General features: G+C 41.2%; 19 protein-coding genes. 8 read left to right on the top strand and 11 right to left on the bottom strand.

What is annotated here, in order from left to right; genetic code table 11:
• Positions 1-113: 113 nt before the first annotated feature.
• The 5 genes from FLL45_RS12220 to FLL45_RS12200 all read right to left on the bottom strand — a co-directional run bounded on the left by FLL45_RS12220 (position 114) and on the right by FLL45_RS12200 (position 5,281).
• Complete coding sequence (locus FLL45_RS12220; protein WP_142942341.1) at positions 114-1,298, bottom strand: hypothetical protein; 1,185 nt, start codon at positions 1,296-1,298, stop codon at positions 114-116.
• Positions 1,268-2,878 (bottom strand): GGDEF domain-containing protein, encoded by a 1,611-nt coding sequence (locus FLL45_RS12215; protein ID WP_142942340.1) that lies wholly within the window; start codon positions 2,876-2,878, stop codon positions 1,268-1,270. Before FLL45_RS12215 ends, FLL45_RS12220 begins: the two co-directional genes overlap by 31 nt.
• Positions 2,879-3,042: 164 nt before the next feature.
• Positions 3,043-3,879 carry an endonuclease/exonuclease/phosphatase family protein gene (locus FLL45_RS12210; RefSeq protein WP_142942339.1) on the bottom strand — a complete coding sequence of 279 codons (837 nt, stop codon included), beginning with the start codon at positions 3,877-3,879 and terminating at the stop codon, positions 3,043-3,045.
• Between the two features lie 10 nt (positions 3,880-3,889).
• Positions 3,890-4,546 carry a thioredoxin domain-containing protein gene (locus FLL45_RS12205; protein ID WP_142942338.1) on the bottom strand — a complete coding sequence of 219 codons (657 nt, stop codon included), beginning with the start codon at positions 4,544-4,546 and terminating at the stop codon, positions 3,890-3,892.
• Positions 4,547-4,684: 138 nt separating this feature from the next.
• Positions 4,685-5,281, bottom strand: coding sequence for a c-type cytochrome (locus FLL45_RS12200; protein ID WP_142942337.1), 597 nt, complete (start codon positions 5,279-5,281; stop codon positions 4,685-4,687).
• Positions 5,282-5,459: 178 nt separating this feature from the next.
• On the opposite strand from FLL45_RS12200, the gene yihA reads away from it, so the two are divergent.
• From yihA to FLL45_RS12175, 5 genes are all read left to right on the top strand, one after another.
• A complete protein-coding gene (yihA, locus tag FLL45_RS12195) occupies positions 5,460-6,149 on the top strand; it encodes a ribosome biogenesis GTP-binding protein YihA/YsxC (RefSeq protein WP_142942336.1) in 690 nt (229 codons plus the stop codon).
• 190 nt (positions 6,150-6,339) lie between these two features.
• Positions 6,340-6,684: a metalloregulator ArsR/SmtB family transcription factor gene (locus FLL45_RS12190; protein ID WP_142942335.1), complete on the top strand. Its 345-nt coding sequence runs from the start codon at positions 6,340-6,342 to the stop codon at positions 6,682-6,684.
• Between the two features lie 39 nt (positions 6,685-6,723).
• A complete protein-coding gene (locus FLL45_RS12185) occupies positions 6,724-7,731 on the top strand; it encodes an ArsJ-associated glyceraldehyde-3-phosphate dehydrogenase (RefSeq protein ID WP_142942334.1) in 1,008 nt (335 codons plus the stop codon).
• Positions 7,732-7,750: 19 nt separating this feature from the next.
• On the top strand, positions 7,751-8,932 hold the full coding sequence (arsJ, locus tag FLL45_RS12180; RefSeq protein ID WP_142942333.1) for an organoarsenical effux MFS transporter ArsJ: 1,182 nt from the start codon (positions 7,751-7,753) through the stop codon (positions 8,930-8,932).
• Positions 8,933-8,971: 39 nt separating this feature from the next.
• A complete protein-coding gene (locus FLL45_RS12175; RefSeq protein WP_142942332.1) occupies positions 8,972-9,376 on the top strand; it encodes an SMI1/KNR4 family protein in 405 nt (134 codons plus the stop codon).
• A 379-nt stretch (positions 9,377-9,755) separates the two neighbouring features.
• On the opposite strand, the gene FLL45_RS12170 is transcribed toward FLL45_RS12175, so the two are convergent.
• The 3 genes from FLL45_RS12170 to FLL45_RS12160 form a co-directional block, all read right to left on the bottom strand.
• A complete protein-coding gene (locus tag FLL45_RS12170; RefSeq protein WP_185964435.1) occupies positions 9,756-10,493 on the bottom strand; it encodes a trypsin-like peptidase domain-containing protein in 738 nt (245 codons plus the stop codon).
• Positions 10,494-10,530: 37 nt separating this feature from the next.
• Positions 10,531-11,145, bottom strand: a complete 615-nt coding sequence (locus FLL45_RS12165; RefSeq protein ID WP_142942330.1) for a hypothetical protein — start codon at positions 11,143-11,145, stop codon at positions 10,531-10,533.
• A gap of 116 nt (positions 11,146-11,261) precedes the next feature.
• Positions 11,262-12,443 carry a hypothetical protein gene (locus FLL45_RS12160; protein ID WP_142942329.1) on the bottom strand — a complete coding sequence of 394 codons (1,182 nt, stop codon included), beginning with the start codon at positions 12,441-12,443 and terminating at the stop codon, positions 11,262-11,264.
• 342 nt (positions 12,444-12,785) lie between these two features.
• On the opposite strand from FLL45_RS12160, the gene FLL45_RS12155 reads away from it, so the two are divergent.
• The 3 genes from FLL45_RS12155 to FLL45_RS12145 all read left to right on the top strand — a co-directional run bounded on the left by FLL45_RS12155 (position 12,786) and on the right by FLL45_RS12145 (position 16,989).
• Positions 12,786-14,024, top strand: a complete 1,239-nt coding sequence (locus tag FLL45_RS12155) for a helix-turn-helix domain-containing protein (protein ID WP_142942328.1) — start codon at positions 12,786-12,788, stop codon at positions 14,022-14,024.
• Between the two features lie 145 nt (positions 14,025-14,169).
• Positions 14,170-15,546 carry a PDZ domain-containing protein gene (locus tag FLL45_RS12150; RefSeq protein ID WP_185964434.1) on the top strand — a complete coding sequence of 459 codons (1,377 nt, stop codon included), beginning with the start codon at positions 14,170-14,172 and terminating at the stop codon, positions 15,544-15,546.
• A gap of 549 nt (positions 15,547-16,095) precedes the next feature.
• Positions 16,096-16,989 carry a TolB family protein gene (locus FLL45_RS12145; protein ID WP_142942326.1) on the top strand — a complete coding sequence of 298 codons (894 nt, stop codon included), beginning with the start codon at positions 16,096-16,098 and terminating at the stop codon, positions 16,987-16,989.
• Between the two features lie 44 nt (positions 16,990-17,033).
• Here the strand turns inward: FLL45_RS12145 and FLL45_RS12140 are convergent, their stop codons facing one another.
• The 3 genes from FLL45_RS12140 to FLL45_RS12130 form a co-directional block, all read right to left on the bottom strand.
• Positions 17,034-17,336: a hypothetical protein gene (locus tag FLL45_RS12140; RefSeq protein ID WP_142942325.1), complete on the bottom strand. Its 303-nt coding sequence runs from the start codon at positions 17,334-17,336 to the stop codon at positions 17,034-17,036.
• 206 nt (positions 17,337-17,542) lie between these two features.
• A complete protein-coding gene (locus FLL45_RS12135) occupies positions 17,543-17,962 on the bottom strand; it encodes a hypothetical protein (protein ID WP_142942324.1) in 420 nt (139 codons plus the stop codon).
• Between the two features lie 13 nt (positions 17,963-17,975).
• Positions 17,976-18,680 (bottom strand): sterol desaturase family protein, encoded by a 705-nt coding sequence (locus tag FLL45_RS12130; RefSeq protein WP_142942323.1) that lies wholly within the window; start codon positions 18,678-18,680, stop codon positions 17,976-17,978.
• Between the last annotated feature and the right edge of the window lie 25 nt (positions 18,681-18,705).

Below are 18,705 nucleotides of genomic sequence, written 5' to 3'. Positions count from 1 at the left end.
AGAGAATCTCAATCATACTGGATAATTTATCATCATTAAGCAACTCAACTTTAGTACTAGTTTTTCAGCGAATTAAAACGTTTCGGTGATTAGAGAGTCCCTACTTGAGAATACTAAATATGAAAAACCATCAATCTTGAGTCATAACGCGAGGATATCGATTGTTTTGTACTGTGACCTGCAAGGTTGTCATCAATGATAATAATTTTAGGCTCCATTAATCGATAAGAATGGAGCGGTAATTGCAGCTCGATAAGCTTTTCAACAAGCAATTGGTAATCGTCTTTTTTATTAAAAATTGTAGCGAATATTACTCGCAAGCAGCGCAGGTAATATTTTGATTGCTCGCTCAAGGTGAGAATATTATTTTGTAATTCAACGCTGTCCAATAGGATCATTAGATCGTTCGCGATTTTATTTAGAAGCGCATAGTCTATCTTTATTTGGTTGGTGTAAGTCAGTGAATAAAGCGAAGCAATTTTAGTTTCTATCTCATTATTTGTTTTAACCTTCGCTTGAATATAATGAGTTAACTTATCGACTGTTTCTTGAAACTGTGCAAGATCGCTAAAAATAATTGCTTGCGTGAGAACAACCAATATCTCTGCTTGTTCAATTAAACTCACTGGTAACTCAGAAAATTTCTGTTGCGTAATTGAATAGTTGTTGAGTTTATTACGTATTACTGACTCTAGAATTTGCGCATGCTTATACTCAATTTGCGCACGACTGGCTGCAACTTTAAGTGGTTGTGTAAAGCGAGAAATATAATAGCGTTCTTCGTCAATTAAAGTAGAAAAATTTCCCGTTAGCTCACCAAAAAGCCTAATTTCATTTGCGTCAAGTATCTTTATAATTTCTTCTTCCGCATAGCATATGGGAGAATCTTTTAGTCCACAGATGCTATCACCAAAAAATAGTCCTCGACTCGGATCAAAATGATGAATAACTAAGTTGTTAAGGATATTAAGTCCGACAAATCGAAGTTGACCATCTAACACAACTCGATCGACATTGAGTAAAGCTCTCGCTATCAATGCATTTTGATAACAGCTAAACTGACAGACTTCATGTATCAAATGATAGAAACCACCGTGAATACCATCAAACCACTGTTGATACACGAATTCGAAAGCTAGCGCTTTTAATTCATCGCTTGACTGAATGTTCTCGGTGATCGGTTGGCGAGCAATTTGACGAAGTCTTGACTCGAGGCGATTAATTTCGATCCATAACTGTTGGTCATGTGAATCTTGAGGAAGTGCTATTAATTGTTTGTCTTGGCTCGTTGACAACAAACTTGATCTCGTCCTTTTTCTTTCGCACGATACAGCGCTGTGTCTGCTCGGTCAAATACTGATTTAGCGGTATCATGATTTTCAAATTCGGCGATACCGAATGACATAGCGACAGGAATCTTATCTCCCCGATATTCAATCGCAAGACCTTTTATCCCTAAACGAATCTTATTCATCGCTTTAGTCGCATCAACCAGGGAGGTTTCCGGAAGTAAAATAATAAACTCTTCGCCACCAAATCTTGCGACAAAATCTGATTCTCTCAGTGTTGACATGAAATACTGGGCAACCGATTTTAAAACTTGATCGCCAGCATCATGACCAAATTCATCATTGATCTTTTTAAAATAATCAATATCACCAATGACCATGGTGAGTGCCCCGCGATATCGCCGCCAACGATTGTACTCTTGCGTCAACCGCTCATTATAATAATATCGGTTCGGTAAATTTGTTAGTGGGTCAGTTTGTGCTCTCGCTTTTTGCTCAGCTAGCTCATCTCGTAAACGAGTTGATTCGTCTTGCGTTGCGATTAATTGTTCTTGAAGCGTTTCGATATCTTTAGTGAGCTTTTCTTGATTCGCCTCTTGGTTTGCTCTGAAATGACCTACAGTTTCGACAATTTGATCAATTTTCTGGATTAATACGTCTTTTGCATTACCTAGCGAATTAGACGCCTCAACGCTTTGCTTAATTTCTGACACATTTCCCTGAAGTTTTTCGTCTAATGCTTTAGTTTCACTGGAAACTTGTTTACCAAATTCAATGGTGCGACTGACAAAGCCACTCATGCGATCGAGTCGCTTATTCAACGATTTAAGAAAATTTTCGAGCTGTTGATGCTCTCGTGTCGAAATTTCAACAAACGCATTAGTAATAAGCTCAAGCATTTCTATCAGTTGTTCTACGGAGTACAACGCGCCGATTTGGTCAGTAAGTTTGGAAGCAACTTCGGTATAAATTTCCAAAGCTGAAAGCTGATCGACTAACAGTTGCAGCGACTCGCGAAGTTCATCTGGTAACTGAAAATTCTGAGCAGATGTTAACTTCTCTACTGGCGGCTCAGTAACCTCCGATGATTCTTTTTTACGACCAAACAAACGAGACAATAGCCCCGGTTTATCTTCTGACGATGCATTTTCTTCAGCCTGATTACCCTGATCTTTTTGGCTACGCTCGCTCTGCTTCTCAAGATAATCAAAAATGACTTCAATCATTGAGCGAGCAATAGTTATCGCCTGATCAGCACTACTTGGCTGGTCGTTTTTTCGCAAAGCCGACTTCAGTGGTAACGGTAATTTTCGATTTTCTATCAGCGCATTAATATCTTGTGTAATACCGGCAACTTCAACTTTTGAAGCTTCTTGCTTATCCTCCATGGAAACCAACACATTACTGATGGTGTCAATTTGGCTTTTGATTACCTCAGTGTCCTCATCTTTTTTAATCGCGACCCTCAGCGCTGAAAGCGCTGAATCTAATTCATCGGATAGCCCCATCCCCACAAAACTAACACGAGAAATACAGCGTTTAAGCTCCGCTTGCATATTCTCGATTTCTTGTACATTGGGGTCGGCCATAAAATTCAGAGTTACCTATACAGATTGGCTTTTCATTCAGTATCTTACGGCAATGGCAATTGATGAAAAGCAAATGACTTAATTTAACTACGCATTTTCTTAATTATAGCGTTTAAAATAATCGGCAAAGCAAAATATTTCAAGCGCTGTTTTTACACGTTATATTAATTGATGAATCGAGGCGGTATCGATTTTATGCCATGAAGATCCTCGGGAATTTCAATCTCAATCGCGATAGGCAGGTGATCCGAGACCCCTAAATCCATCACTTGGCATTTCACAATATTGAGCTTATCACTGACCCAAATTTGATCAAAATGATGTTTAGGTTTCCAGCGAGGAAACGTTGGGTGTAGGCTATTGCCGACTTTCACATCCAGGCCATGCTTGGCAAACTCTTCAGCTGCAGTTGATTGTGAGCAGTTCATATCCCCCATGATGATGAAATAAGGGTGATCAATTAACAGCTCGCTAATATAGCGCAACTGCTTTTTTCGCGCCTGCGGACTTAAAGCGAGATGAACCGAGAGGACCATTAACTGATGGTCACCTTGTCCAAACGTTGCTTGCAAAGCTCCCCGACCTTTGATTCTTCCTGGTAGTTGATGGTGCACAATATGAGTGACTGGATGTTTAGCCAAAAGACCATTGGAGTGGGCTGCGAACTTACCAATAAACCGATTTTGTTGATGATGCCAATGAGGAAAGCCGCCTTTTTGGGCGAGAAAGGCTACTTGATTTACAAATTGAGTGCGTATACTACCTGCATCAACTTCTTGTAAGGCAACGATATCGTAGCCAGACAACCAATGCGCCACTTCCATTAAGTTCGATTGACGACTTGAATCTGGAAGAATGTGACGCCAGCTTTGGGTGACGTAATCGCGATAACTGTGACTGCCGATTCCGACTTGAACATTGTAACTAAGCAGTCTTAAGCGATTTTTCGGAGATTCTTTATGGTTATGCATCTCTTGTTTCTCGCTGTAGTGACTGAACATAGAACAAACATCACCTGGTCAATAAATAATCAATGATTTGTAACATTCTGTCGGCACTTTTCGCCGAATTGGCAGTGACAACAAAGGCTTCATTAATAATAATAGTCGGAACTTGGGAAATCGAAAAAGATTCTGCACGATTTCGGTAACTTTTTTCAGCCGCCCAGATTGCGGCTTCGTCAATTAACGGCTGCTCTGTCACATTAGCTTGAGCAAACAACCAATCTCTGCCCGACTCATAAGAGTTAAAAACACTGCAATCCTCAAGACAAGCTTGGTAAATATCCAATGTCGTCGGCAACTCAACGGTATCGGCGAGTTGCTCCATTAGTGGCTGCAGATAAGCTTGCTCTCGCCAATGGGTATGCGCTACCAAGGGTGTTCGTACAACTCGCAGTTGAGTTCGCGTGGCCAAGTAATCGGAGAGCTTTCGCTCAACTTGCCAGCAAGCATAACAACCATACCAATAAAATACTTCGATATCTGCAACCGCTTCTAACGCCGTCAAATCAACCTCGACATCAGCCTGACTCGACTGCACCGCGAAATAATCAATTCCTTCAACAAAGGTGGCGCTGGACTCTTGCCCATACGATTTGGAAGGCAACAGCCCCCAACTAAAAATCGCTAAAAGCAGCACAAACTCAGTTAGTTTAAGCTTAGCCATTGATACTACCCTAAAAATATTACAAGCCGTTTTTTGCTCGATTATACGCGTAAGCATGGATGAATAAAGTGAACAAAAAACAAAAAAGCGACTAAAAAGTCGCTTTTTATAGAATTTATGAACTCGTCTGTGAAGCGTTTAGTGTAATCCAACCATATAGTAGGACAACGCTTCGATTTGCTCATCACTCATTTTCGCCACAATGTCACGCATTACATTATTTTCGTCATTGTTTCGCTCACCGCTTCTAAAAGCCATTAATTGCGCTTTGGTATATTCGGGGTGTTGTCCACCAAGGGCCGGGAAACCGGCAGCCGCCATGCCTTTTCCTGATGGGCCATGACAGGCCATACATGCTGGTATGTCTCTGTCAGCATCACCAGCTCGGTATAAACGCTGGCCTAACTCGATATACTCGTCTGGTACTGCGGCAAATTGAATCTTTTGAGACGCATAAAACGCCGCGATGTCGGCCATATCTTGGTCACTCAATGCCGCCGCCATAGGCGCCATAATCGCATTTTCACGAACACCGGATTTGAACTCTTGAAGCTGCTTCACTAAGTACTTTGCACTTTGACCCGCTAGTTTAGGATTCATTGCTAGTGGACTATTACCGTCAACTGCGTGACAAGCAACACATTGAACTGACTTCTCTTTCCCCTTTGTCGCATCACCCGCTGATACCGTTGCAGCGAACATAAGTGATAGCAATAAACCGATGGTTCTTTTCATTGTAATACCTTCACTCGTATTGAGATTTTATGAAATAACGGCGACAGCCAACTGTATTTTATTAACTCTTTCTTAAATCTAGGCCTTGCGAGTTGTCAGGCGCAAAACATATACTTAAGGGCTTCCGCGTCAGAATGACGTGAATTATAGGCAAAGCCAATTAAAAAAGCCACAGCTCATGACTAATCAGCAGAACAATCCGTTTAGAAACGCACGCTACTTAATGGGTGCGGCCAAATTATCCCAGCTCCCACCAGACGAGGGGATTGAGGTAGCCTTTGCCGGTCGCTCCAACGCTGGCAAGTCGACCGCGCTAAATGCAATTACTGATCAAAAAAATCTGGCCAAAACCAGTAAAACGCCGGGCCGAACTCAATTGATTAATCTTTTCCGCTTAGATGACCATAGTCGCCTAACCGATTTGCCTGGGTATGGTTTTGCCCGAGTCTCTAAGGATGTGAAAGAACAGTGGCAGCATACCTTGAGCAAATACCTGCAAGAACGACTCTGTTTGCAAGGATTAGTGGTCATAATGGATATTCGACACCCTTTAAAAGAAACCGATAAACAGATGATCACATGGGCTGTGTCCGCTGATATCCCCGTTCATGTTGTTCTCAATAAAGCCGATAAATTAAAGTCTGGGGCGCGTAAAACAGCGCTAAGCTCAGTGAACAAGCATTTAGCTCGAATATCCACTGAAATTACCAGTCAAATTTTTTCTGCAACTCACAAAATAGGACTCGAGCAAATGGTTGACCTGTTAAAAACTTGGTATGGCCTAAACGAGGTGCAAAATGACCAAGAACAAGGCAACGAGGACAGCCAATCCAATAAGCAGACTGAAATAGAAAAACAGCCCGAGTAGTCAATTTTTTCATTCGCCTGTCACCAATTTGTTATCGTTGACGGGCTAAACTTATTTACATTAAAACGAATCGTCCTTACCATATACGCAATTTTATATATATGCAATTTCGTATATATGATGTTTCGTATATGTAATATTTCGCATATAATCATTAAACCTAATCAGTCAACCAGCCTTGGATGCTCTAATGAATCCAGTCGTATTCTATAAGTCGTTAGCTGATGATACGAGGCTTCGCAGTCTTTTATTAATTGAGACCGAAGCTGAACTTTGTGTGTGCGAGTTAACCCACGCACTCGGTGAAATTCAGCCCAAAATATCTCGACATCTGGCACAGCTAAAAAAAAATGGACTTTTAGTTGACCGACGCCAGGGACAATGGGTTTTTTACCGAATCAATCCAAACCTCCCCAAGTGGGCTAAACAAGTGATTAAAGAGACAGCGGATAGCAGCCAGTCGTTCTTGGCGAACAACCTAACCAAGTTACAAAAGATGGGTGACAGGCCCGAACGCGTTCGCGCTTGTTGCTAGCTGTAATCGATTCTATTTTATTTCAACAGGAGAAATACTATGCCTTTAACCGTCGCAATCAATGGTTTCGGAAGAATGGGCCGCCTTTTCTTGAGAGCCATATGGGATAATCCAGAGTTTGATATTGTCCATATTAATGAACCAAGCGGAGACGCCGAGTGTAGTGCCCACCTATTAGAATTCGATTCGGTTCACGGAAAATTCAAACACAATAAGATTGCGGTCAAAGATAACACCATTCTTATCGAAGGCACTCCCATCAAACATACGCAATACAGCGACATGGCGAAAACGAACTGGGGCGGGGTAGACTTACTTATCGAAGCAAGCGGGTGCTATCGTAAAACGGCACTATTTGAGCCGGTGTTTGAACAAGGTGTTAAAAAAGTCTTAGTTGCTTGTCCTGTAAAAGATAGCGACACATTGAATATTGCCTATGGTGTTAACCATCATCTGTATAATCCGAAAGAAAATCACTTGGTAACAGCCGCCTCCTGCACGACTAATTGTTTGGCGCCTGTAATTAAAGTCTTACTGGATAATTTTGGCATCGAGAAAGGCGCCATGACAACTATCCATGATGTGACAAATACGCAACGCATCATCGATAGCGCCCACAAAGACTTGCGACGCGCGCGCTCTTGTTATGACTCCTTGATTCCAACGACTTCTGGTTCAACCACCGCAATCATGAAAATTTTCCCCGAACTTGAAGGAAAACTCAATGGATTGGCAGTAAGGGTACCGGTTGTCAATGCTTCAATTGTTGACTTAGTGGTTAAAACCAGCCGCGCAGTCGATATTGAAACGATCAATGATGCCTTTGAAATTGCCGCCAATGGGGAGTTAAAGGGTATCCTAGGCTATGAAACTCGCCCCTTAGTATCGATCGATTACAAAGACGATAAACGATCGGGAATAGTTGACGCATTATCTACCCAAGTAACCGACGGCGACATGGTTAAGCTAATCGTTTGGTATGACAATGAAATCAACTATGCGGAACGAATGAAAGATATTGCGTTAATGATTGCTAAAAACTTTTAATTAATTGTCTGCATCACACATGACTTCTTTAAAAAGTTACGCAACCGTGACAGGCGCTTACTGGGGGTTTACCCTAACCGACGGCGCACTAAGGATGCTGGTGGTTCTGTATTTCCATCAGTTGGGCTACAGTGCGATCGATATTGCTTTCCTGTTTTTATTTTATGAATTCTTCGGTGTAGTTACTAACTTGTTTGGCGGCTGGCTAGCAGCGAGGTTCGGACTCAATAAAACACTTTTCTCCGGGCTAGCCTTGCAAATTCTAGCACTCTATTTACTTAGCATGGAGAATCTACTTTCTGTGCCTTTTGTTATGGCAGTACAGGCTATAAGCGGTATTGCAAAAGATCTCAATAAAATGAGCGCAAAGAGTAGTCTTAAACTACTTGTGCCTAAAGAATCCCGGGGGCAGTTGTTCAAATGGGTATCGATTTTAACGGGCTCAAAAAATACGCTCAAAGGAATTGGTTTTTTCTTAGGTGGGTTGTTGCTGGCTCTCGTTGGCTATCAAGACGCGCTCTACGTTTTGGCGATCGGTTTGTTGATCATCACCGTTGTCTGCTTCGTGCTTCTTCCCGCTGACTTACAAGCCAAAAAATACACCGTAAAATTCAAACAATTATTTTCTAAAAGTCGCCAAATCAATCTTTTATCTGCTGCTCGATTTTTCCTGTTTGGTGCGCGCGATATTTGGTTTGTTGTTGCACTACCAGTCTTTCTCCAATCAACGCTAGGTTGGCAACACACCCAAGTTGGTACACTGATGGCAGCATGGATTATCTTGTATGGGTTTATCCAATCTTCGACCCCAAGAATTTTTGGATTCAAGCGACCCGATCATGCGCCATCCGGACGCACCGCAACGCTGGCAGCCAGTGTACTTTTCATTGCACCAGTTTTGATGATTTTCGCACATTATTACTCAATTAGCCCGATGGTTATTGTTATCGGCGGTCTGCTAAGTTTTGCCATTATTTTTGCAATAAATTCAGCCATCCATTCCTATCTCATACTAGCCTACTCAACTAAAGATGCAGTGACGCTTGACGTTGGCTTTTACTACATGTCAAACGCTGCTGGTCGACTCATCGGTACTTTATTATCCGGCTTAGTCTATCAATGGTTTGGCTTTATTGCCTGTATTATCGGCTCCGCATTAATGATCGGGCTTTGTGCTATTATCTCTACCCGTTTAAAATAAATCCGCTTCTTATGCTTAATTGAACCAAGGAAAAATACTGTGGAAGAGCTTATCGAAGTTTTACAATCTGCTGCAATTCCTCAAGCATTTCAAATTGACTTGCCCGATGAAGATGACTTAGTTGAAATAGAAGAAGAAATTCTGCTACCAATTCCGAGTGATTTTAAGCAATTTCTTACAAGTGTATCCAACTTGGTCATCGGTTCTTTAGAGCCAGTTACAGTCACTGATCCACAAGCACACACACATCTTCCAGAAGTGACCGCACAGGCTTGGGCCGATGGAATGCCACGTGATTTAATTGCCGTGTGTTCAATTGGAACCGGGTGTTATTGTATTAACCCAGAAGGCGAGGTCATGCTATGGCAAAGTGGTGAAATAATTGATGATGAGCAATGGGAAGATATTTGGCAATGGGCCAAAGATATATGGCTCACCAGCTAATTTGATGTGGGCCAACTCCCAATGGAAAAACTCACTATGGGCAAACACCGCTTACTGGCTCATTCGATAAAAATACGAGAATAACAAGCATCTCGTATCTAACTATAACAACCATAAAATTCATCAATTAATTACTGATTGATTGACAGTCGAAATGTTGGGTAAAGCTAATGTTCATCATAAATAGATATTTTTGATAAAAGCTGGCAATAACCGAATAAAACTTTTTCATCTCATATCTCCGACAAAAAGGTTGATACTAATGATGAAAAAAGTATGCCAGTTATGCAATGATGATAAAGTGATTGAAAAACAGCTGGTTAAATTCACCAATTAACGCCCACTCGAAACCAACTAATCAAAATAGTGCAATAACGCACTATTTTGGACCTTGTTTGATCGCTTTTGAGTTTGCTTTCAAGACACTCAGTAAATAGTTCAAATTTGCGGGTGCGAAATCGAATCCTTCTGCTGATTTTTTCTTGAGAATATTGGATACGATTCCAACGACCTGGTTATCTTTATCAAGAACTGGACTACCACTCAATCCCCTCAGTGCTCCCATTTTTCGATCCCCCATAGTAAGCCGGAGATTGTGCTGATCATTTTCTATAAAATTAAATTGATAATCATCTAGATAACATTCTCGCTGTTTCGCATAAGAGCAACCATAGGCAGTTAAAGTTTCTCCCGGCTGTATCTGTGAAGTTCTTAATTTAAGTATACTTAAGTCAGAATTATTTTCTTCAACTTCAAAAACTAACCAGTCCTTCTGAAGAATTTTCATATCTATGGGTTCTTTAGGATCTCGATTAATTAAGCGTCCTAATTTCACAAACCGTTGAGGTTCTCTAAGTGGATGAATGTACCAAGCTGATATAAGATGAGAAAAGTCAATATGCGTCAACTTGGGTGTTTTGGCTTCGAGAAGCGTATGCTTAACCGTTACTGCATATGTTTTATTTTCAAACTCAATTAAAAAGCCGTTACCGACAAATGCTTTGTTATATTGAGGATCATTAAACTCAATTCGATTAACGCCAGAAAAAACGGTTGCTTTAGTAACGAGTGATGATAAAAAAACGAATGAGAATACTAAAAATTTAAATGAATTCATATTTATCTCTTTGTGAATTCTAGATTGATTTCCATGATTAACTTTGTTTTCTACCGAAATAGTAAAAGCCAGCAACACCCACAAGCACCAATAAAACCCCTGGCAGCCAAATAAACATATTAGGATGAGTGACATTTCTTCGAACTGACACGCTTAAATCACTTATGTTGACTTGCTGCAAGCTAGACGGCGTTATGGCGAGTTGATAGTCGCCCGCTTTCTCGACATGAAAAGTAGTATCGCCAGCCGCGGCTCGATTATTCCGGGCTTGACCGAAACTCGATGAACTCTCTTTTTTTCTCGGTTTTTCATTAATTGATAAAGTCTTTTGCCAGATAACTTGGCTATCAAATGTCAACTCAGCCAAAAATCGAGAATACTTTTCTCGCTTGATAACCGCACGACTGATGTATTGCGCAGGGAATGAAAATCGAATCGGATTCATCTCGGGTGATAAAAATATTCGCATACTAGAACTCTGGGATTGCTTGCGCGAGGCAGCGAGCGAGTGATTGCCGACTGCGAAGCGACTATCTCCCCAGATACGCTGCTCAACGATTTTTTCACCACTAAAATGACCAACTACTAGAATATAAACAGGTCCTAAAATTATCCCCAAAGCAAGCGGGATTAAAAAATATTTTTGCTTCATGCAACAAGCTTCCTAAGCGCTTTCTAAACCATTAACCCGGCTCAGAAAATGACTTAACCTATCGACCTGTCATTTCCTGCGCCTTTTACTTAAAAACATCAGAGCCTGAAATCTTCTTAGGATGCGTCTTTAGGTTCGAGATTTGTATCTAGAGCAATGCGATTAGATGCCCGACGGCTACCTTTCGCATATTCAAATTTAAATCCAGCAGCACCATTCCAATGTTGGTTAACCAATGGATTACCTTTGGTATCAACAAATTTAACCAATAAACGTAAAGTCCCATCGTCAGAAAAAACCGTCTCTACACGATTGAGTTGTTGTCCTTGTCCATCAAGACTTTGGGCCGTCACAAGATTGCCAAACGAATCGTAAGTATTCACTGATTCATAGTTTCCCCAAGCAAAATCGACTTGCTTTCCATACCGATCGAAACCACGAATCCCCACCTTATTGCCAAAATTATCGTAAAGGTGCTCACCGATATGGACGCCTGGTCGATTACCTTCAACAGGCTGGTGATCTTTGTCGTAAACCTGCCAACGCACGAAGTTACCATCTCTATCATAAACAATTCGATCAATCCCAGCGCCCGAATCATTGTTGGCTGGCTTACCCTCATGTCCATAGTTATACATAAATTCCAGCACACCATCTTTATCAAAAGTCATCCGAGTTTCATAAAACCTGAACCAAGGTCTAACCCCCTGCAATTCACCCGCTAGATTAAAACGCTTCTCGATAACTCGCCCCTTTTCATCTTCTGCCCATTGATAACGAGTGATTGCCCACTCACTCTCGGTTGCTTTACCTTGGTCGTCAAAGAAGTGAAGTGCCTTGCGCTTGCCGTCTTCGTCATATTGATATCTCGCTTCGTAGACTTTTCCATGCGCGGAAATTTGCCGATTATCTTCGTCAAAGTACCGGTGGACTTCCCCACTCGCCGAATAACTGATAGTGACCTTAGGAGCAAACCATATGAATGAGTCCCAATTACCGTTATTGCCAATAATTTGATCGCCAATTTTGTGCTCAATACTGGTGACGCGACCCAGCTTATCGTAGGTGAATAGATAATGAGCAACCTGCGCAGCTAGTTCGTTTTCAATTGGATGGATACCTTTATATTTTGAAAAGGGCGTTTCACGGAACATTATGTGTCTAAAATGCGCCTGCTTTGCGTGGTGTTGACTTTGATTGACACTAGACTCGGCAGCGATAGCTCCCCTTTGGATGAACATCAATTCAGCCAATATCAAAACGCTCAGCGTTAAAAGCCTTAATCCAATAATTTGCATTTTCCATTACCCTCGAAACTTAAATGACCGATTGATAATGCTTAAAACGTCCCCTTGAGTTGATAAGATCGATTGAGGTTTACAACGATTGCGCGATAAATTGGTTAAATAAACCTGTTTGCCAAGCCATCTCTTTAATCAATTGGGAAAACTGGGCAAACAATCAGATACTCAACAGAAATTCTCGAAGCAATTGAATCGGCTATAATCGGTTAACTCACCGCTCACGGGTTTTTATTAATATGAGGTTACAGATGGACAATCGAACCGATAATCAATTTGCTAAACTTCTCCAATTATCAATTGTCACAATACAACTGGTTTAAGGACTTAACCTCATTTATGCAACTCTCATTTGTCAGTCTTGTTTACTTGATCGCTTTCAGCCATGCCTTAATTATGGCAATAGCCTTGTGGAGACAAACAGAACCTGGCCAGTCAGGCAGAATACTGGCTGCACTTTTACTAGTAATGGCCTATAAGCTGTTTGAAGGTGGTGTGACTTACTCCAATCTGTACCGAATCATCCCCCATACCTTAGATCTGCTGCCAGGTGCAGTATTAGTTATGGGACCTGTTTTTTATGCCTATATCCATCGAGTCGTCGGCAAAGGTCAATTCCATCTGAAAGATTGGTTACTCCATCTTTCTCCCGCAATTTTACTTATCGCAATCAATAGCCCACAAGTATTTGTCTCTGGCGAAGTCAAAGTAAACACTTATGCTCAATTTAACGCGTATGAAGCCACAGTTTTATTACCCTGGAGAATCATCATATTGTTGGTGATTTTGAAAGTTCATTTGGCGACTTACTTAGGTTATGCCTGGAAAATGCTGAAACGCTATGAAGATCAAGTCGATAGCTTGCGAGCGGACTTCAGTCATGAATTGTTCACTCGACACAAGCAACTTTGTTTAGCTTTTATTGCTTTAGAATCAGTTTGGGTTATCTTGTTTTTACTGCAACAAACGACACCAATTATTGCGCTCGACTATGTGAGCAAAGTTTGGCTATTGTTCATGGCGGTTATCGTGCTTTCTATGGGCTACTATGGCCTCAAACAGCCAAGTATTATATTTAGTGATATTGAGCGTTCACTCATTGAGCAACAGTCGAGTGTTAAAGCGGAAAGCGACACGCCCCCAGAAGAGTCAGTAACGACTTCAAACTTAGTGAATCCAGCTGAGGAGGATAATGCTAAAAAATACGCACAATCGATCGTGCCTGATTCGACAGCCGAAGAAGTTAAATCCCTGATTGAAAAATCGCTCAAAGAACAACACCTTTATCTTGATGATAAACTCTCGCTAACCTCGTTAGCTGACAAACTCTCGCTTAAACCACACTTGTTGTCCCAAGTGATCAACCAATATATGCAAACCAACTTCTATCAGTTGGTGAATACCTACCGCGTTAATCACGCCATCAAACTACTCTCAGATACCTCGATTAGCTGGCCTTTAGAGCGAGTCGCGCTAGAATCTGGATTTGGAAATCGAGTTACTTTTAATAAAGCGTTCAAATCGTTAGAAGGCTGCACCCCCTCTGCGTTTAGAAAACAGATAAGACTCGCTTCGTAAATCTTAACCTCAACCTCAACCTCAACCTCAACCTTAAAATTGTTAACTTCGGTCGAGTTTATCAATACCACCTTGGCCAATAGTTAAACTCGTCACAGTGAGTTTAACAATGAGAGCATGGTCTTTAATAATGAAGGAGTTTTTTATGGGTTGGCGGATTACTAGTTTAATACTAATTGTCAGTTTATTGGGCATGATGATGCCTTCAGCTGAAGCGAGCGCTTCACTGAAACGCAAGGGTATCCTTGGCTTGATGCCAGTTGATAGGAGCGGACCATTGCTCGTTGCACAAATTCTCCCCGGCAGCACTGCTGAGACAATCGGTTTAAAAGTAGGCGACTCAATACAAACTTTGAATAATCAAACGGTCGGAAGTTTCGATGATCTCATTCCACTATTGGCAAACCTTTATGCTGGAGACCACATTGCCTTAGAGGTCACTCGTGAAAAGAAAAAGTTAAAGCTCAGTGGGCTTATGCAAGAAAGACAACGAGAGCAAAGCCAACATGCGAACATTGAGTACCGAAGCGTCGATTACGCGAATAATCGGTTACGATCAATTCTTCACTTGCCAAAGCAATCCATCCATTCAACCCAGGATGGAGTACCTGCGATTTATTTCATTCAAGGTTATACCTGCGACTCAATCGATTACGGCTTAATTCCCAATGTGACAACACGTCAGATGATAGATCAATTCGTCATCGCGGGTTATGCGGTTTTCCGGGTTGAAAAGCTGGGCGTCGGAGACAGCCGATCATCTCAACACTGTCGAGATGTCGACTTTAACACTGAATTAACAGGCTTTGTTGCTGGACTTGATGCTTTAAAATCCCACCATGCTATCGACCCTGCAAAGGTCTATTTGTGGGGTCATAGTTTGGGGGTACTATACGCACCGGCAATGGCCTCTCAACAAAACGTGGCCGGTATTATTGGATACGGTGGCGTTGCCAAGCCATGGTATGACTACATGGTCGACTTGTTTGCCAAGCAGTCGACAAAATTTTGGGGACTTTCTCAAGAGCAAGCTGAGCGCAACACTCAAATGATTAAGCCCATGTTGGCGGACTGGCTCAAATCTAATAAGGACTGGCACACCATAACTCAGTCAAAGTCTTTCAAAGAATCAACCAGAGCCGAACTGCTTGCGGTAAACGGTGACTACGTTTTAACGCGTCACTATGAATTTTTCCGCAGCATTAACCAGCAAGACTTTCAATCAATGTGGCTAAATATCAAAGTGCCGACACTAATGATGCATGGTTCGCTCGATATTCAAGCCATTAGTGAGGATTGGGCTTTTCAAATCGCCAGGTGGGTCAATCAAAATAGCGAGCAGAAGATAGCAAAAGCGATAGTTATCGACGGTGCAGAACATGGATTTATGCGCTACAAAAACCGAGAAGCGCTTATGCAAGCATCTCGAGAGGGAAGACCTTCCGCCGTAAACCCTGGGAAGCACTTTGATAAAAGAATCGGTGAGTTGACTATCAACTGGTTAAAAGAAGTGACGCAATAAATTCGTCGAACTCAATGATTATCAATGCGCTGGTTGAGTTATAGTTTATTCCTCCTCTTTATGTTGCTTGTCGTGGACAAACTAGAGTCTATGCAGACTAATAGCTGGGTCTACCGCAATCCGATTGAACCCAAACCAGCGCAGATTTCAACTAACCGTGACATTCAGGACGCCTACGAAATTTGTTATCAATCGCTAACGGTTGGATTACAAAAAGCAAATCCTCACCTATCAAGGGAGGTTATGATGACTCTATTGAATAATACGCCAGACCCATGTCAGGAAATAGGGAGTTTTGATTGCCGGGTAAGGCCTCATCGCTACCACTGTATTCTCGCTACTAGACGATTTTAACCCCTGAAGCGGCGTGATTTACCTAGTGATTCGTTTTTTGTGTAACAAAAACTCCTATCTGCAGCCCAATTTCCTGAGCATTTCAGCAAACTCAACTTTAACGCCAAGGAAAATGCGAATCAGAATTCACATTTGAGGCGTTTTGTATTATAGTCGCGCCTGATTGCAACAAAGACATCAATTTAAAGGTAAAACATGACTTCACTAGCTAATTGGGTTTCAGCCTTATTTTTACTTGGTTCGACTGTCCAGGCAGCAACCATGCCTTATGCATTGACAGAAGAACAAACTCAGGCGGTTAAGTTCGCACCAGGAATCATATCAACATCAGCCCACTTTGAGATCAATTCTGTATTTAACGCATCGGGCGATAAGGTACTATTTGCACGCTGCAGTGATGACTTCAAACAATGTACGATGATGGAGTCAGACTATATTGACGGTAGCTGGCAAACGCCAAAAGCATTGCCTTTTTCTGGCGGCTATTTAGAGGCAGACCCTTATTATTCGCCGAATTATGAATATGTTTACTTTGTTTCCAAGCGACCAATAAATCATAACCAAGCCGAAGCAAAGTCCGTCAATCTGTGGCGGGTCAGACTCAGTGATGGAACTTGGGGGGAACCTGAATATTTAAAACAACTGAGCTCCACAGCTGATGACCTTTACCCATCACTCACCAGCAACGGTGATTTATACTTTCCCTCATTTAGAAATAACCAACGTTTGCTCTATGTGGCCAGAGCAACCGCAAGCGGTTTTACCAAGCCAACACCACTCCCGGATTACATGTTTGGTGAGGGTGGCAAAATCGGCGATTCAGTTGTCCTCAAAGATGGAAATACGATAATTTTCAGCATGCGCAGAGCAGATAGCTTGGGCAAAGGGGATTTATATATCTCCTTTAAAAAAGGCGATAGATGGTCGATTGCTAAATCTCTGGGTAATAAAGTTAACACGCCTGATCACGAATTCACTCCAATCGTTAGTCCAGATGGCCAATATCTATTTTTTACTCGTATAGAAAACGGTCGAGGTAATATTTATCAAATCGCACTAAAAGCGATTATTGCAACTGCGACGGAATGATATCAACCCCTGACACCACGTCAGCTTTAATTTTGTGACTTACATTAAGCTTGGTTGTGATGAGTTTCTTCCTTGTAGTGCTCACAATCGATGATTTCAGGAACGCTTTGTCGCAACCAAGCATGATCATTTTGTAACTCTATTTTTTTCCAAGTAACCCTGTGGAGAATGCACTGTTTTTTCTCTTCAGTAACATATTGCTTATCAATAGGCCGACTTCCTCCAACAATAATGATTTTCTCATCAATGGTCGCTTGGACTACTGGTTTATTTGTGGTGCAAGAGAACAAGAATAAGGAGGAGAAAGCCAAGGCAATAAGATGGGTATCTGTGCTAATGTTTAGCATGCATCGCTCCGACGTTTGAAATTATCTAGTTAGATAATATCGAACAACTAAAGTTCAACAGTCACAAGTACTCTCAGAGTCCATTAGCGTCTTAAATATTGGCTGCAATTCACGGAGTTTGAACAAACAATAAAAAATGTCGCTGAAGAATTTATTTGAGCGGCCGTTGGCGGTAAGCTACGTATCACTTGGTTAGCATCGTCATGTCATGACGTTTTACATACAGACTGCAACCGCTCAGCAAACCCTTGCATATTATTTTTTTCTTCCTTCAATCGCATATATTCCTTCACATCTTCATCACGCTTAGCCGCAACCATCTTTTGGAAAATCAAGTAGGCACTTACCGACTCGTAATAGATTTCTCTATCGGAAAGTTTATTCAATTGACTACTAAAACACTGACAGTCTATTTTTTGATTTGGGTTATTTTCAGGAGACTTGGCAGGTTGACTGTTACACAATGCAGAGGCTTGCTCTCTCACTTCTTTTATCATGCCCTTTTGTTGGCTCAGTAAAAACTTTCTCTCGTTCTCAACATCACTATAAAATGTTTCCATATCACTCGCATTCAAAGTAAATGCTGAAGTCAACAAAACAAGCAGACTAAGAATATTTTTATTCATAAATTCCTCGGAATTAAGTTTTGGAAGAAGCTTCACCCTGTCTGTCAATCGCTTCTTCTCGATAATAGGTACCAAATAACCAGTCACAAATCGGAAAGGTGATATTAAAGTTGTTATGCGCCATTAAGTCAATCCGATGGTGGTCTTGATGAAGTTTACGTAGCTTTCTGAATACCGCAAATCGATAAACCCAATGATCATCAGCTAAGTGGTAAGTCGTATGTAAAACTTCATATAGTGCAAAATAAAAGAATGCCGTTATTATGAATAAAAAACAGGCATTGGAACTTACAAGCCAATTAATTAACACACCCGCTGGAAGTGCGAAGAACACAAAGAAAAAAGCAATTAATATTGGTGGGAACAATACCGCTTTAAAATCTCTTATTGAGTCAAATTGCATATGATGGTCGGTAAAAAAAATATGGTGCTGAGTCGCATGGCGTTTATAGATAATATTCAAACCTTTAAAAGGTCGATGCATAGGTCCTTTATGAACGATATATTCAACAAAGTTAGCATATAAAAATGTCACCAAAACCGTTAAGTATTCTAACGGCTGAACATTCTCTAGCTGGAAAATGGAATAAATAATAATTGACCAAGCAAAAGTCATGGTAAATCCAAAATGGACTAAACCACGATAGTAGGGGCCAATTTGGGTTTGACGGTAATTCTCTCTAAATTCGATGTTTTGCGCTTTATCATTGGGATTCATAATAATTCACTCAAATAATTGCCAT

Origin of the sequence: Aliikangiella marina (assembly GCF_007004765.1) — a bacterium.
In the GTDB taxonomy this organism is placed as follows: Bacteria; Pseudomonadota; Gammaproteobacteria; order Enterobacterales; family Kangiellaceae; genus Aliikangiella; species Aliikangiella marina.
The sequence above is the reverse complement of the archived record's forward strand: the minus strand, read 5'-3'. Positions and strand labels throughout refer to the sequence as shown.

What these genes read in the sequence shown, in the direction of transcription:
- FLL45_RS12215 (WP_142942340.1), bottom strand. Translation starts at nt 2,878, where the DNA reads ATGGCCGACCCCAATGTACAAGAAATCGAGAATATGCAAGCGGAGCTT.
- FLL45_RS12210 (WP_142942339.1), bottom strand. Translation starts at nt 3,879, where the DNA reads ATGTTCAGTCACTACAGCGAGAAACAAGAGATGCATAACCATAAAGAA.
- FLL45_RS12205 (WP_142942338.1), bottom strand. Translation starts at nt 4,546, where the DNA reads ATGGCTAAGCTTAAACTAACTGAGTTTGTGCTGCTTTTAGCGATTTTT.
- FLL45_RS12200 (WP_142942337.1), bottom strand. Translation starts at nt 5,281, where the DNA reads ATGAAAAGAACCATCGGTTTATTGCTATCACTTATGTTCGCTGCAACG.
- yihA (WP_142942336.1), top strand. Translation starts at nt 5,460, where the DNA reads ATGACTAATCAGCAGAACAATCCGTTTAGAAACGCACGCTACTTAATG.
- FLL45_RS12190 (WP_142942335.1), top strand. Translation starts at nt 6,340, where the DNA reads ATGAATCCAGTCGTATTCTATAAGTCGTTAGCTGATGATACGAGGCTT.
- FLL45_RS12185 (WP_142942334.1), top strand. Translation starts at nt 6,724, where the DNA reads ATGCCTTTAACCGTCGCAATCAATGGTTTCGGAAGAATGGGCCGCCTT.
- arsJ (WP_142942333.1), top strand. Translation starts at nt 7,751, where the DNA reads ATGACTTCTTTAAAAAGTTACGCAACCGTGACAGGCGCTTACTGGGGG.
- FLL45_RS12170 (WP_185964435.1), bottom strand. Translation starts at nt 10,493, where the DNA reads ATGAATTCATTTAAATTTTTAGTATTCTCATTCGTTTTTTTATCATCA.
- FLL45_RS12165 (WP_142942330.1), bottom strand. Translation starts at nt 11,145, where the DNA reads ATGAAGCAAAAATATTTTTTAATCCCGCTTGCTTTGGGGATAATTTTA.
- FLL45_RS12160 (WP_142942329.1), bottom strand. Translation starts at nt 12,443, where the DNA reads ATGCAAATTATTGGATTAAGGCTTTTAACGCTGAGCGTTTTGATATTG.
- FLL45_RS12155 (WP_142942328.1), top strand. Translation starts at nt 12,786, where the DNA reads ATGCAACTCTCATTTGTCAGTCTTGTTTACTTGATCGCTTTCAGCCAT.
- FLL45_RS12150 (WP_185964434.1), top strand. Translation starts at nt 14,170, where the DNA reads ATGGGTTGGCGGATTACTAGTTTAATACTAATTGTCAGTTTATTGGGC.
- FLL45_RS12145 (WP_142942326.1), top strand. Translation starts at nt 16,096, where the DNA reads ATGACTTCACTAGCTAATTGGGTTTCAGCCTTATTTTTACTTGGTTCG.
- FLL45_RS12140 (WP_142942325.1), bottom strand. Translation starts at nt 17,336, where the DNA reads ATGCTAAACATTAGCACAGATACCCATCTTATTGCCTTGGCTTTCTCC.
- FLL45_RS12135 (WP_142942324.1), bottom strand. Translation starts at nt 17,962, where the DNA reads ATGAATAAAAATATTCTTAGTCTGCTTGTTTTGTTGACTTCAGCATTT.
- FLL45_RS12130 (WP_142942323.1), bottom strand. Translation starts at nt 18,680, where the DNA reads ATGAATCCCAATGATAAAGCGCAAAACATCGAATTTAGAGAGAATTAC.